The sequence below is a fragment of the Paenibacillus kobensis NBRC 15729 genome (assembly GCF_004000825.1).
Classification (GTDB): Bacteria; Bacillota; Bacilli; order Paenibacillales; family Paenibacillaceae; genus Paenibacillus_T; species Paenibacillus_T kobensis.
The window spans coordinates 1-14,333 of the sequence record NZ_BILZ01000090.1 but is presented as its reverse complement, the minus strand read 5'-3'; the positions used below and the strand labels follow the sequence as shown (position 1 = coordinate 14,333).

Sequence of the window (14,333 nt, the reverse complement as noted above, 5' to 3'; positions counted from 1 at the left end):
CAAGCAGGAAATTGTACAACGGATGATGAAACACTTCAGCCGCCTGGTGGACGAACTGACGGCCAATCCTGAGGCGAAGATCAGCGAACTGAGTGTGGTGGACGAAGAAGAGAAGAAGCTGATCATTGAGACCTTCAATGACACCGCCACGGAATATCCAAGAGGAAAAACAGTCGTAGAGTTGTTTGAAGAACAGGTTGGGCGGACGCCGGACCATATCGCGGTCGTATTTGAAGACGAAACAATGAGTTATGCGATGCTGAATGAGAAAGCCAACCAGTTGGCATACAAACTGCGGGAGCTTGGTGTCAGACCAGATGATAGGGTTGCGATTCTGGCCCGCAGAAGCATGGAGATGATGATCGGCATATATGGGGTTATGAAGGCAGGCGGTGCCTACGTGCCGATGGATCCTAGCTATCCGGACAATCGGATCCAGTATATGCTGGAAGACTGCCAGCCGAAAGCGATCTTGCTCGGAAAGGCGGAACTGCCGTTCAAAGAAGATATTCCGGTCATCGACCTATTGGATCCAGAGGTCTATACAGGTGAGGCTGCAAATCCAGTGCATGTCAATGCGCCAAAGGATTTGATGTATACCATCTATACTTCAGGAACTACCGGAAAGCCCAAAGGCGTCATGATCGAACATCGAAACGTGGTCAATTTTATTGCAGGCATGTTGAAACGCATTACTTTCGTTCCGGGTCGATCGGTGTTGTCTCTGACTACCCTATCATTCGATATTTTTGTGTTGGAAACGCTATTGCCTCTTGCTAAGGGCATGGAAGTGATTCTCGCGACTGATGATCAAACTACAATCCCGGATAAATTAGCGGTGCTGCTAGAGGATACGTCCATTGATTTGATTCAGTTGACCCCTTCCAGGTTACAAATGCTGCTAAGCTCGCCTAGTATGAGCAGACATCTGGCAAGGGTGAAAGACATTCTAGTAGGGGGAGAAGCGCTATCTCAATCTTTGCTTGATCGGCTTAAAGCGGCTACGCCAGCTCGGATATATAACATGTACGGGCCGACCGAAACGACAGTATGGTCGCTGGTTGACCGTCTGGATAACTGCGATTCGCTTACGATCGGAAAGCCAATTGCGAATACGAGCGTTTACGTGACCGATGCGGACAATCGGATGCTTGGTATCGGGATGCCTGGCGAATTGTGCATAGCAGGTGCAGGCTTGTCCAGAGGATACCTGAACCGGCCCGAACTGACGGCAGAAAAGTTTGTCGAAAATCCGTTCGGAGAGGACAGAATGTACCGTACCGGGGACTTGGCAAGATGGCTTCCCGATGGGAATATAGAATTTCTCGGAAGAATTGATGAACAGGTGAAAATCCGAGGCTTCCGAATTGAACTTGGAGAGATTGAAAACGTATTGCGGGAGATAGATTGCATAAAGGATGCAGCCGTCATTGCAAGGACAGATGCAAGCGGTGACAAAGTCATATACGCATATCTTACATCCGATGAAACAATTGATATAAGGAATATAAGAAGCATTTTAATGAAACAGCTTCCACAGTATATGGTTCCTGCATATATGGGACAAGTTGATTCAATACCGGTTACTACAAATGGCAAGGCAGATAAACGAAGGTTAAGCATGGTTGAGATCGTTAAGAACCCAGACACTACAATGTATATGGAACCTAAGAATGATAAAGAAGCCGCAATATGTAAAGCATATCGAGACATCTTTAATCTTGATGAAGTCAGTACAAACGATACATTCTTTGAACTGGGCGGAGATTCAATTAAAGCAATAAGGATTATATCAAAGCTTAGGGAATACGGCTATATTGCAAGAGCAAGAGAGATATTGAGTAATATCAGCATTATCGAACTGGCAGGATACATGGAGGAGATTGACGGATCGGTTAGTGAACAGGAGGAAATAAATGCAGGTGTAGAAAATAAGCAGATGATTGAAGAAATAGTCGACATGGATATTGATTCTGTTAAGTTCGAAGACAAAATAGAGCTTCCGGTCGTGCTGCAGGAGGATGTAAGGGCTTATCTGCACCGAAGTATGCCGTTATGCATTATTCTTGCGAATGGCAATTATAAGGGATGGTATTATTCCAATTATATTCAGATTTTTGCCCGAGATGATGCACCGGGTCATACGTTTTTAGATTATATAGAGCCAGAAGATTCATACAATGATGTATCTGAGGTAGTGACGCTTGGATACCATATGTTTAGGGAGAATGAGGATTTTGTCGATTTTGTAAAGAATAAACTGCGTCTTGGATTTTATATAACTGCAAACGTTGATGAGATGGAGTTGAAAAACAAACGTACCTATCAGCGGGAACATTTTGTTCATGCGTCATTAATCTATGGATATGATGATAATAAGAGGACTTTTCAGGGAATCGGTTTTGATGAGTCACAAGTATTCTCGTATCTGGAATTTGATTATGATGAAATGCAGCGTGCATTTACCAGTGGGAAGAAATACTATAAGATGGGTGCTCCATGGTGTGAACGGTCGGCTGTGAAGTTGGTAAGACCCATCTCGCAGGAGAAAAAGTTTGTATTTAATAATAGAAAATTCCTTATGGACTTACATGATTATGTATATTCGATTGAAGATCCTTACAGGCTTTATACATTTGGCTACGCTGAGGAGGAGAAAATTGAATATGGAATTCGTACTTATGATGTTGTAATCGAGAGGTTAAAAGAGAGAGAAAAAACAGGAATGTATACCATCGATTACCGTGCAATTCACTTAATCTATGAGCATAAACAAGGATTATATAGTCGAATTCGTTATCTGGATGATATTTATGGATTAAGTGAAGAGGTTAAAACCGAGAATCAGAAATTACATGAGCTTGTTGAGGAGACCAATAAGGTACGTATCAAATGGTTATCTATTAGGTATAATTTCGAATCATCCGATAATGCTAAGGTTAATGCAGTCATAAAAGAGCTTATAGGTGACATAACAAACCTAAAAGTCAAAGAGATTCCGATCGTTACGAAGCTTTATGAATTGCTTGAAAAGCAGCTTGATAATAAAAATGAAAAGGTGAATCCGGATTATTTTATAACAATGAGGTGAGCGAGTTAAATAAATATAGCTTTGTAATTCCGTCCTATAGTAGATGAAAATTGTTGAGAAATACTCCTATGAACGCCATTGGGATCATGAATGTCCGTAGTATCATGAGTTTTATAAGGCGAAGAAGTGAACGACTAGTGTATTGAAAAAGTCGGCGATGTGGTGTTATCCCCTTCAAGTAGACACTCATAAAAACCTTCATGCTATCATGTGAGGTTTAAGTGTCACTTGGAGGGGATATTTTTTTTGGCTAAAAAGGGACAGACATTTCAGAGCTATACAGAAGAATTCAAATTGAAGGCAGTCAAGGCGTATTTAGGAGGTTCATCGAGCTACAGGGTGGTAGCAGAACGAGAAGGAATTCGTAACTGTTCACGGTGTGGGTCAAGAAATGGAAAAGTGGGGAGTCGTTCGATGAGTGGAAAGGCAACGGACCAAACCCACTAAAGGGGCGACCTCGCACAGTCTTTGACAGCATTAAGGAAGAACGAGACTATCTGAAGGCTTGCAGTTGTCCGAACGTAACGATGTGCAACTGGTACTGGATACTGTAAAGCAGTGGACAAGCAAAAGAGACGTCTCGGAAGCCGTGCTCCATTCGGATCAAGGCTTCCAGTATACGTCTCAGGCGTACAACACACGATTAGAGGCGTTCGGCGTTAAAGGCAGCCACTCTCGCAAAGCAACCTGCCTGGATAACGCATGCCGCCTTCAAGTCATTTTTTACTCCACTTTAACTAACATCCCCCTTTTGTTATCAAGCTCCTGGGTATACTTCTCTCCCCAGTCTCTCATGAGATTAATAATGGGTTCTAAGGTACGACCGAACTCCGTTAAAGAATATTCAACCTTTGGCGGAATCTCTTTATAAACCTCTCTGTGTACTACCCCGCCATCTTCTAATTCACGGAGCTGAAGGGTCAACATTCGCTGTGTGATATCTGGCATTAATCTGCGAAATTCATTAAAGCGCCTTGTCCCTGATAGTAGATGGTATAAAATAACACCCTTCCATTTGCCCCCGACCACTTCTAATGTAACTTCCACTGGACATCCGCGGGGGTCAGGACAAGCGGAGTGCTCATTATTAATACGTTTCATTTGAATGCCTCCATTCAAGTATTAGTATAAAAAAGTATACTACACAACAAAAATGTGCGTACTTACATAATGTAGATGACTGCATTATTATAACAGAAGTCGGAACACGAAAGGGAACCATATGCAAACTCTAAAGAACTAGATGAAGGGATGAAATGTACGATGAAAACAATGAAAGCCGTTGGATTGCACCGTTATTTGCCTATTGAAAACCCAGAAAGTTTGTTGGATCTCACATTGGAAAAGCCAGTTGCTGCTGGCCGGGATCTGCTCGTTCGTGTAAAGGCTGTCGCCGTTAATCCAGTTGATTACAAGGTTCGATCGCCTAAAGCAAAGGTTGAAGAAAAGCCCAAAGTCCTAGGCTGGGACGTGGCAGGTATTGTTGAAGAAGTTGGCCCAGATTGCACGTTATTCCGTCCAGGCGATGAGGTTTATTACGCTGGTGACATTACCCGGCAAGGAGGGAATAGTGAATTCCATCTTATTGACGAGAGGATTGTAGGGAAAAAGCCACAATCTTTGGATTTTGCACAAGCTGCTGCCCTGCCACTTACAACGCTGACTGCTTATGAGGCATTGTTCGAACGGATGAACATTAGTCGCGACCCTGACGAAAATAAGAACAAAGCTATTCTTATCATTGGAGCTGCAGGCGGGGTCGGATCTATAGCTGTCCAATTGGCCAAATGGGCCGGACTGACCGTTATTGGAACGGCCTCCAGACCGGATTCCGTTGCTTGGGCTGTAGAACAAGGGGCTGACTACACCATCAACCACTTCGAAGAGTTCGTCCCCCAATTAAAGCAGTTAGGATATGACAACGTTCCGTACATTCTTTGTCTTAACACAACAGCTAAGCATTGGGCAAACATGGCGAACGCGATTGCACCTCAAGGAACCATATGCTCAATCGTTTCAGACGGGCCGCTTGATATGCAGTCGCTAGTGAACAAAAGCGCAACCTTTGTATGGGAGTGGATGTTTACTAGATCCATGTTTCAAACGGAAGACATGATTGGGCAGCACCTGCTCTTGAACGAAGTAGCTGAATTAATTGATAGTAAAAAGATTAAAACGACCCTGAGCGAACGTCTTTCCCCTATCCATGCAGAGAATTTACGAAAAGCTCATTCTTTGCTGGAATCGGGCAGAGTTATTGGTAAAATTGCCATTGAAAATTTTTAATGTTATCAAAAACGATTTCGGAAATTACAAAACTTACTAAAAGGAAGTGCTTATTATGAACCTGATTCAACTCTCGGAAAATGTATATAAATGCGAATCGGTAGTCACTGAACCTATCCATATCCCCGTCAATACTTGGTTAATTAAAGATCAGGATGATGTTTATATCATCGATACAGGTCTAGAAGGATTAGTAGATGCTCAGATGAGGGCAGCCGCAGCTATTGGTACTCCCAAAGCCATTTTACTTACCCATGGCCATAGTGATCATATTCAAGGTGCTGCGAAGTGGCTGGAGAAGTTTGACATTCCTATTTATGCCCATGAGAAAGAACTTGTTTATATTAATGGAGAAGCACCTTATCCGAACTTCAATACCTTAGAAAATACAGGGGTAGCCAATAGGGTTCTGCCGTTAACTGAACAAACACTTGCACATCTGCCTGTCCAATACTATCTAACACCTGGGCACTCTCCTGGGCATGTCATCTACCATCATGAAACGGACAATGTGCTATTAACGGGGGATCTCTTTATTACAAGTAAGGAGGATTTACATCCACCGATTAGAAGTTTTAGCATCGATGTCAACGAGAACATTGATAGCGCCGCAATTATTGATGAAATCAAACCCGCACTGCTCAGCTCTTCACATGGACATGAACTTCTCTACCATGATGAATTGTATGCAAATCATGTGCTGAGGTATCGAGATTAAGAGAAGTCAAATATCCATTGAAAGTCTGGTTGGAGATCTCTTCCATCAGGACAAGCGTAAATATCGATTTTAATAACTGAATATTCCGATAAATTAATAATTTCCTCAAGACTGCTGCTGTGAACAGCGGTTCGGGGTACAAATAACACATTGTTGGAGGAAAACATGAATACAACTCAAACCGTTCAGGAATTGTTTAAACCTGTTGTCTTAGGAAATATGACACTGCAAAGCCGCATCGTGATGGCTCCGATGACACGCGCTTTTTCCCCTGATGGAATTCCAGGTTCGGATGTCGCTGCCTATTATCGGCGCAGGGCCGAGAATGGTGTAGGTCTTATTGTGACGGAGGGAACGGTTGTGAACCATCCGGATGCTCATCAGCAGCCTGGCGTCAATTTGCCGCACTTCTATGGGAAAGAAGCACTGCTTGGGTGGTCCAAGGTAGTGGAAGAGGTTCATGCAGAGGGAGGTAAGATTATTCCGCAATTATTCCATGCTGGCAGCACAGAACCAAACCGTAACGTGACAGAGCTTACGGAGGCGGAGATTACGACAATGATCGAAGCGTTCGCGCAGGCGGCAGCCGATGCTAAGCGGCTTGGTTTTGACGGTATTGAACTCCAAGGAGCACATGGGTTCCTGCTCGATCAATTTTTCTGGGAAAAAACGAATCAGCGGACTGACCGTTATGGCGGTGATATCGTATCGCGAACACAGTTTGCTGTAGAGTTAATTGAAGCTTGCCGCCGGGCCGTCGGACCAGATTTTCCGATCGTGCTGAGATTGTCACAATGGAAATCATCCGATTTTATGGCCAAGCTGGCTGAGACGCCCGAGCAGCTCGATCAATTTCTCACGCCGCTAGTTAGAGCCGGTGTCGACGTATTCCACTGCTCCACCCGCCGCTTCTGGGAGCCTGAATTTGTCGGTTCTGATCTGAATCTGGCAGGTTGGGTCAAGAAGCTGACTGGCAAACCAACCATAACGGTTGGTTCGGTCGGGCTGGACAGTGACGTCATGACTTACTTAGGTGAAGGAAAAGGCTCCGGGGCAGAGATGTCCAGCATCGACAAACTAATTGAAAGACTGGACAGGGAGGAATTTGATTTGGTGTCCGTAGGGAGATCTTTGCTCGCTGATCCCGCTTGGGCAGTCAAGCTCCGCGATGGCCGATGGAACGAGTTAATACCGTTTACTGCAGAATCAGCTAATGTTTTGTACTAATGAAATTATTCAAGGAGGCAACTGGGATGAAACTCTCGGGGAACACGATACTAATCACTGGTGGAGGTTCTGGAATTGGTCTGGCTTTCGCAGAGCGGTTTATCCAAGCTGGCAATACGGTCATTGTCTGCGGGCGACGTGAAAGTGCTCTGCAGGATGCTAAGGAGAAGTTCCCAAGTCTCATTACTCGAGTTAGTGATCTTGGGCTTGAATCTGAGCGTGCAGCGTTGTTTGACTGGGTGACCACGAATTATCCAGACGTCAACGTACTGGTGAATAATGCGGGGATGGGAGATCAGTTTCATGTGTTGAAAGAACAAGAGAATTGGAGCTATTACAACAGTGAAATTGCGGTCAACTTTGAAGCCCCTGTTCATCTTTCTCTGCTGTTCGCACCATTTTTTTCAACGAAACAAGATACGGCTATTGTGAATGTTACGTCCGGGTTGGCTTTCACCCCCCTAGCAATTAGTCCCATTTACTCAGCAACAAAGGCGGCACTTCATTCCTTTACGATGAGTCTAAGACACCAGCTTTCCGATACATCGATAGAAGTCATTGAAGTGGCTCCGCCGGCAGTTCAAACTGCCTTCACCAATCATAATGGAGAGCCTTTAGATGCATTCGCGGATGGAATTTTCCAAGGGTTCGAAGAAGGTAAACAGGAGATTGGCTATGGCTCATCCCTGAACCGCTTGCGCATGTCACGTGACGAAATCGACATATACGTAGAAAAAATGTATCAAGCGATGAAAGGTGCCGTAGAGTAAGTTTGAGTTTATCTTTTTGCTCCCAGCCGAATAAACGAAGTACTATCTTTCGCCCGTTTAATGAGACGGGCCTTTTTTGTTGTAATGCAGCTATTGTATTCTATAGAAGGGACGTTGGTCTGCAAGGTCCAGCAGGGACACAAAGTATACTGAATATAGGGCTTGCTTCTATGGGATATCTTCAAGCAGGGTTCATTATTGTACGGGAACGATAAAGGAGAAATTACGTTGATCTTACTCAGACAAAAGAGGATCAAGATTGTCAGCTTTATTATTATTCTGATATTCATTCTCGCCACACTGATTTACTATTTGATTTATACCAAGCAAACAAATGCCGTCTTGGTCAAATACTCAAATATGAAACAAATCGTTCATCATGTGTACGTCGAACCTGATAGTAGTGAGAACGAAAAAGCAGAGCTAATCTATTATGTTCAATCGGCTACTAAAAAAATAGAGGCTCTTTTCGGTCAAAGAGAATCGACTCCCATATTAATCTATGCCAAATCAGAAAAGACTCTAAAAAAATATGCAAATTCAGATATTGGGCAAACCTATTATTTCCCGTGGAATAACTACATGGTTATCGGAACAAGAGGTTTTAACGAAAATGTTATTGCTCATGAATTTACACATGCTGAATTAAGAAAAAGGCTTAAAAATAGCAGTAAGGTGCCAGTATGGTTTGATGAAGGTTTAGCCGCAATGATTGATGGCAGATATTCAGATAATGAAATGGTTTGGAACATTCAAACGAATAACGGTAAAAACCTAATAGATTTTAACCTTTTGGACTCCCACTCCGCATTTCTGCCTAATGCACAAAGTCATAGAAATTACGAGTTGGCGTGTTATGAGGTCTCAAGGTGGTATGGGATTGTTGGTAAGTCTGGTTTAGTAAAATTGATAGATGATTTAAATAAAGGTGGACATTTTGATGATGTTTATATAGCGATTGAAAAGAATGTAAGGAATTAATTAAGCAAAATTATTAGGCGAAGAAGTAAACAAACGATTGAAAGCAGCTGTCGCAGTTCTTCTGCGCCAGCTGCTTTTTTATTGTCAATACTCGGCCACTTTTCGAATAGGAATAAACATGTACCTATTGTGAGGGGTGAGCGCATGTATTCAGCTGAAATCAGCCGTTCGAATCCGTCGTGTATCTTGTTTATTATAGACCAATCCGGATCGATGTCCGATCCGTTCGGGGCCAGCACGAAGGCTGAGAGCGTTTCGGACGCCATCAACCGGTTATTGCAAAATCTCGTTATCAAGTGCGCCAAATCGGAAGGGATACGTGATTACTATCATGTTGGCGTAATTGGCTATGGCGCCGGCGTCGGTCCGGCGTTCGGAGGTGTTCTAGCGGGGAAAGAAATGGTGCCGATAAGCGAAATTGCCGATAACCCGTCAAAGCTGGATAAACGTTTGAAGAAAGTGCCGGATGGGGCAGGCGGGCTAGTTGATCAACTCGTCAAGTTTCCGGTCTGGTTTGAGCCCGTAGCTAACGGAGGCACTCCGATGTGCGAAGCGATGAGAACGGCTCATACCGTCCTTACTCAATGGATCAGTGAGTACGCGCATTGTTTTCCGCCGGTTGTCATTCATATCACGGACGGGGAATCGACCGACGGCAATCCGGCACTAGAAATGGAACTACTAAGAGCGCTATCGACGGATGACGGAAATGTACTGTTATTTAACCTGCACATTTCCGACAATCCCAGCGCGGTGGAGCTCCGCTTTCCGGATACCGCTGATGCGCTGCCTGACGCGTATTCCAGGGTGCTTTACGAAGGCTCAAGTCCGCTGACGCCTTTTATGATCCGAGTCGCCAATCAGGAATACGAGTTGAATCTTTCGGATGGAGCGAGAGGTTTTGTGCTCAATGCGGATTTGACTCTCGTAATCCAGGCGCTCGATATCGGAACGCGTCCGGCCAATCTGCGGTAGGGCTTCTGTTATGCGTATCGAAAGCGAATGTTTTTTATTGCCGAAGGCAGGAAATCGCAGCGATGAATACGAGGATGCCTCCCATAGCAGCACACAGGTTCACAAGGAGACGACAATTTGTAGATTCGCCATAGCCGACGGGGCTAGTGAGTCCTCATATGCTGATCTGTGGGCGAATTTACTCGTAAGCGGGTATTGTTACGGCAGATTCGGCGGAATACAGATCCATAGAGCAATCTCCCCATTATCGAAAGCCTGGCAGAAAAAAACGAACGGCAAAAGTCTTCCCTGGTACGCGCAAGAGAAGCTCAGCAGCGGGGCGTTTTCCACATTAGCGGGGATCACGTTCCGATTTGCGGCGGATGACGAATCCGCGGCGTTTGATGCGATGGCGGTCGGTGACAGCTGTATTTTTCATGTTCGTGGGGATACGATGGTCGCCTCATTTCCTTTAAGCACAGCCGATGATTTCAGGCGTCGGCCGGTTCTCATCTCGAGTAACGCAGCCAATAACGTCCAGCTTAAAGAGTTTGTTCGCCTATGGAGCGGTACCGCCGAAGCGGGAGACGTATTCTGGTTGATGACCGACGCCCTAGCCTGTTGGCTGTTGACTCGTTATGAGGAAGATCGCAGCGTGATAAGGCTAATACATCAACTAGCCGATGAGCATGACTTTAACCATCTCGTGCATGAAGAAAGACGGCGGCCTCACCGTGAAGGATATTTCTATCTAAGGAACGATGATGTTACGTTCATTCGTCTAAAACTCGTTAAAGGGAAGTGAGGCGATGCTCTGGCCCACTCCGCAGGATTATAGGGAAGCCATCCAAAATCCGCGCATCTGCTTCAAGGACCCGGATCTTCAGGCCGGCCGCCCTGAATTGGATAAGCTCGGCCTGCCCCGTCCGATATCGGGAAGTTTCGCCAGCGTATACAGACTGAAGTGCGGTGAGCGAGAGTGGGCAGTCAGGTGCTTCACGAACAATGTAAAGGATCAGAAGAGCCGTTACGATGCCATCAGCCTGCATTTACGATCCAATCCTCTGCCTTATCTCGTACCATTCGAATACCTTTCCGAAGGCATCAACATTAACGGTCAGTGGTTTCCGGTTGTGAAAATGCAATGGGTAGAAGGGGAGTCGCTGGCCGAATACATTGGGCGGAATTTGCATCGTACCGAACTGCTGCAGGAACTCTCAGATAAATGGATTATCATGATCCGCGAGCTGTGCTCGGCCAATATTGGACATGGTGATTTGCAGCATGGAAATATATTGATCAACAAGGATGAAATCATTCTGATCGACTACGATGGGATGTATGTCCCCGCTTTGAACGGCATGCCAAGCAGCGAGCTCGGTCATCGAAACTATCAACATCCGGGAAGGAATGAAGGGCATTTCGGCCCCTATATCGATCACTTCTCGGCATGGGTAGTGTGGATATCGATCGCAGCTGTTTGTGCCGATTCTTCATTATGGCTTTCGCTTGAAGCGGGAGAGCGGGAGGAAAGCCTCCTTTTTCGACGGAATGACTTTGTTAGTCCAGATGTTTCACGGGCGTTCGAATTGCTGGCGCTTGTTGAAGACGAAACGGTACGAACATCGGCAAACTCCCTTCGCGCATTCGCGGCATTGGAAGTGCCGGAGGTTCCTAGACTCCCTGATCCCGATTCGGAGGGGGGGGCTATGCAACCTTCAAGCCTTCATATCTCGGCTTACTCTAAAAATACAACAATTCGAACACTACTAACTGTCTTGTATGATCGACTATTAAAGCGGAAGCCGCGGAAGGCTGCCGCCATATCGCCGCCAGAAACTTCTTATTCCGGTGGAGCGTCATGGGTCTTGGACCATATTACGTTGGGGGCGGCTTCGCACAAGCAGCGTTCCATGTATTTGTTCTTGCTGGAAAGCTTCGTTTCGTACCTGATTTTAATCGCTACAGCAGTAGCCGCGGCTGCCCTGTACAGCAGTGCCCCGGTCGCTGCGATACTCTTCAGTTCGATGATAGGTTTTGGAACGGAGGCCGCCTTTTTAAGCTGGCGTTATGGGAAGGTTCACGCCGTCCAAGATAAGAGAGCCGCGTACGAACACATAAAGAGGCTGGAGCTTGCCATATCCGAATTGAGAAGCGAATGGAGCGAGTGGAACGAAAACAAGCAAAATGTTAGTCAAATGGAAGAGGAATTGTTATCTGATTGCGTGCAAAGATTCGAGGAAGCTGCTCATCGGGAAAGGCATGCAATGGAAGAGGTGGAGAAGGAGCTTTATATTCTTATAAGCGGGTTAGATGGCGAAAGACGGAACATTGACCAAGAGGAAAAAACGGAGTTGTCCAGCAAACTGGCCTTGTTCCAAAAAAAATGGCTGGAAGAGCAAATCATCAAACATAAGATTAGTCAGGATAAAATTCCGGAAATCGACGATGAGATGAAACGCCGTTTAAGAACGAACGGCATTCGTACGCCAGCTGATTTTATGGATATTACGATCAATCAGTCCTATGGGCGCAAACAAATCGACAAGGCCTATTTGATTTTAAGAAACGGCGGTTCTGTTCATGTAGGCATGAGCCGGTCTCAAGCGAAGGCGCTGGTCAATTGGAAAAGACAAATCGAACGCAGGTATCGAGCTAACATTCCTGCAGTCCTTCCTCGCAGTGAAATCTCCGCCATAGCGTTAAAGTATAGGGATCGGAAGTCCCAATTAACTGATGTGGAACAAAAGCATAAAACCGCAGCACAGGAAAGGTTAAATGTGATCAAGCAGGCTTACCAGCCTGAGCTGGATTCCTTAACGAAGGAAGCGGAGGCTGCTAGAATCCGGCTTGAGAACGAGCTTCATCGCTTTGACATGCAGATCGATGAACGAAGCAAATGGCTTTCAGACAAGTTGGAGGAATATCGCGATCTGAACAAACGAATGGCATCGTACAAGGATGTTCATTTTGTAAGATACTTAAAGCAAGTCTTCCTGTTTCGATGGTAAACGAAGAGACCTCCCGCTGATCATTTTCAGTGAGAGGTTTATTTGTTGATAATAACTATCATCGTTTCGTTCCACAGCTATCGAAGCTCCTAAACGAATAAAGGTAAAGACGTAAATTATACGGATTTACCTTTGTTTTTATTTAAATGCTTTTGTTTAAAATGAGAATTATGATTGCTGATCGTTTTATCGTATAACGATTAAGTTAAGACTTTTTTAAGAACTAGTTCACTAATCCTTCAGATGACGAGTTTATGATGTATGAAAAGAACTAGTTTATGATATTGCACATACGAACAGCCTTGCGAGTTGGTTGAATGAAATAATTATGGAGGAGAATTTCCGAATGTCCATTAGAATGAAATTGCTCTTGTCCTATGCGGCGATGCTAATCATTCCACTTATCTCCATTATCCTTATCTCTGTACTCATGGTCGTCTTTTTCCAGGGGGATTTGCAAAATATTAAAGGGTTAGCTGAAACGACTGAAGAAAATTTCGATCATGCCGATATGGAGCATATTGCCAGAGAAATTAGAAGGACGGTTGAGCGTGATCCGAGCTTATTAATGGATCGTACCTATCTTGACGGAATGACTGCAGAGCTGTCAGATTTGAACGCAGGTTTGGTCGTTCGGGTCGATGAAGCAATCGTATATCGTTCGATGGATATCCGGCAACTACCGGGTTTGACGGAGACGTTGTCGACGATCAAGAAGTCTGAAGGGAATAGTAACAATACAATCATTAATATGGCCAATGCGGACTATTTCTTTATGCCATTTGACTTTGTCACTCGTGGTAATGATCAGGGAACGCTTTTTATCATTTCGAAAATTGATCCTATGACGTACTTCATTAGAAAGTATTTCCCTTCGTTATTTATTTCTTTATTGTTTGTGCTTATCATCACACACATCCTGATAACGAAATTCATGTCAGCCCGAATCATTCGGCCATTACAAGTGTTGAGAAAAGCAGCACAAGAAATTAAAGATGGTCATTTGGATTTTCGGGTTAACGTCGATGGTAAAGACGAAATCGGTCAACTAGGTGTGGCTTTTGAAGAGATGCGTTCCCGGCTGCAGCATTCAATTGAGGTACAGGCACAGTATGAGACTAACCGCAAAGAATTGATTGCGAATATCTCGCACGACTTGAGGACTCCACTCACAGCCATCAAAGGATATGTGGATGGCATTATGGAGGGAGTCGCGTACACCCCTGAAAAATATACCAAGTATATGCAGACGATTGCTGCTAAAACAGATGAACTGGATTATCTAATCAACGAGC

Annotated in this window: 11 protein-coding genes and 1 pseudogene; 11 read left to right on the top strand and 1 reads right to left on the bottom strand. The window is 44.7% G+C overall.

Features of this window, described 5'->3' with window-relative positions:
* The first annotated feature begins 22 nt into the window (after window positions 1-22).
* A complete protein-coding gene (locus PKO01S_RS27080) occupies window positions 23-3,091 on the top strand; it encodes a non-ribosomal peptide synthetase (RefSeq protein WP_127534562.1) in 3,069 nt (1,022 codons plus the stop codon).
* A 529-nt stretch (window positions 3,092-3,620) separates the two neighbouring features.
* Window positions 3,621-3,722 (top strand): annotated as a pseudogene (locus PKO01S_RS29845) (hypothetical protein); the annotation flags it as partial.
* A 92-nt stretch (window positions 3,723-3,814) separates the two neighbouring features.
* On the opposite strand, the gene PKO01S_RS27065 reads toward PKO01S_RS29845, so the two are convergent.
* Window positions 3,815-4,192 (bottom strand): winged helix-turn-helix transcriptional regulator, encoded by a 378-nt coding sequence (locus tag PKO01S_RS27065; protein ID WP_127534560.1) that lies wholly within the window; start codon window positions 4,190-4,192, stop codon window positions 3,815-3,817.
* A 162-nt stretch (window positions 4,193-4,354) separates the two neighbouring features.
* Between PKO01S_RS27065 and PKO01S_RS27060 the strand changes: the two genes are divergently transcribed.
* The 9 genes from PKO01S_RS27060 to PKO01S_RS27015 all read left to right on the top strand — a co-directional run.
* On the top strand, window positions 4,355-5,377 hold the full coding sequence (locus PKO01S_RS27060) for a zinc-binding alcohol dehydrogenase family protein (RefSeq protein ID WP_127534559.1): 1,023 nt from the start codon (window positions 4,355-4,357) through the stop codon (window positions 5,375-5,377).
* 55 nt (window positions 5,378-5,432) lie between these two features.
* Complete coding sequence (locus PKO01S_RS27055; RefSeq protein WP_127534558.1) at window positions 5,433-6,095, top strand: MBL fold metallo-hydrolase; 663 nt, start codon at window positions 5,433-5,435, stop codon at window positions 6,093-6,095.
* A 165-nt stretch (window positions 6,096-6,260) separates the two neighbouring features.
* Window positions 6,261-7,322 carry an NADH:flavin oxidoreductase gene (locus PKO01S_RS27050; RefSeq protein ID WP_127534557.1) on the top strand — a complete coding sequence of 354 codons (1,062 nt, stop codon included), beginning with the start codon at window positions 6,261-6,263 and terminating at the stop codon, window positions 7,320-7,322.
* A gap of 26 nt (window positions 7,323-7,348) precedes the next feature.
* Window positions 7,349-8,092, top strand: a complete 744-nt coding sequence (locus PKO01S_RS27045) for an SDR family oxidoreductase (protein WP_127534556.1) — start codon at window positions 7,349-7,351, stop codon at window positions 8,090-8,092.
* Between the two features lie 228 nt (window positions 8,093-8,320).
* A complete protein-coding gene (locus PKO01S_RS27035) occupies window positions 8,321-9,073 on the top strand; it encodes a gluzincin family metallopeptidase (RefSeq protein ID WP_127534555.1) in 753 nt (250 codons plus the stop codon).
* 144 nt (window positions 9,074-9,217) lie between these two features.
* Complete coding sequence (locus tag PKO01S_RS27030) at window positions 9,218-10,048, top strand: vWA domain-containing protein (RefSeq protein ID WP_127534554.1); 831 nt, start codon at window positions 9,218-9,220, stop codon at window positions 10,046-10,048.
* Window positions 10,049-10,058: 10 nt separating this feature from the next.
* On the top strand, window positions 10,059-10,832 hold the full coding sequence (locus PKO01S_RS27025) for a protein phosphatase 2C domain-containing protein (RefSeq protein WP_127534553.1): 774 nt from the start codon (window positions 10,059-10,061) through the stop codon (window positions 10,830-10,832).
* Between the two features lie 4 nt (window positions 10,833-10,836).
* On the top strand, window positions 10,837-13,038 hold the full coding sequence (locus tag PKO01S_RS27020) for a hypothetical protein (RefSeq protein WP_127534552.1): 2,202 nt from the start codon (window positions 10,837-10,839) through the stop codon (window positions 13,036-13,038).
* 346 nt (window positions 13,039-13,384) lie between these two features.
* Window positions 13,385-14,333 (top strand): HAMP domain-containing protein (locus tag PKO01S_RS27015; protein ID WP_164779798.1); only part of this gene is annotated, 949 nt, incomplete at its 3' end.

Excerpts from the sequence above, each read along its gene's own strand:
- PKO01S_RS27080 (WP_127534562.1), top strand. The coding sequence starts at position 23 with ATGATGAAACACTTCAGCCGCCTGGTGGACGAACTGACGGCCAATCCT.
- PKO01S_RS27065 (WP_127534560.1), bottom strand. The coding sequence starts at position 4,192 with ATGAAACGTATTAATAATGAGCACTCCGCTTGTCCTGACCCCCGCGGA.
- PKO01S_RS27060 (WP_127534559.1), top strand. The coding sequence starts at position 4,355 with ATGAAAACAATGAAAGCCGTTGGATTGCACCGTTATTTGCCTATTGAA.
- PKO01S_RS27055 (WP_127534558.1), top strand. The coding sequence starts at position 5,433 with ATGAACCTGATTCAACTCTCGGAAAATGTATATAAATGCGAATCGGTA.
- PKO01S_RS27050 (WP_127534557.1), top strand. The coding sequence starts at position 6,261 with ATGAATACAACTCAAACCGTTCAGGAATTGTTTAAACCTGTTGTCTTA.
- PKO01S_RS27045 (WP_127534556.1), top strand. The coding sequence starts at position 7,349 with ATGAAACTCTCGGGGAACACGATACTAATCACTGGTGGAGGTTCTGGA.
- PKO01S_RS27030 (WP_127534554.1), top strand. The coding sequence starts at position 9,218 with ATGTATTCAGCTGAAATCAGCCGTTCGAATCCGTCGTGTATCTTGTTT.
- PKO01S_RS27025 (WP_127534553.1), top strand. The coding sequence starts at position 10,059 with ATGCGTATCGAAAGCGAATGTTTTTTATTGCCGAAGGCAGGAAATCGC.
- PKO01S_RS27020 (WP_127534552.1), top strand. The coding sequence starts at position 10,837 with ATGCTCTGGCCCACTCCGCAGGATTATAGGGAAGCCATCCAAAATCCG.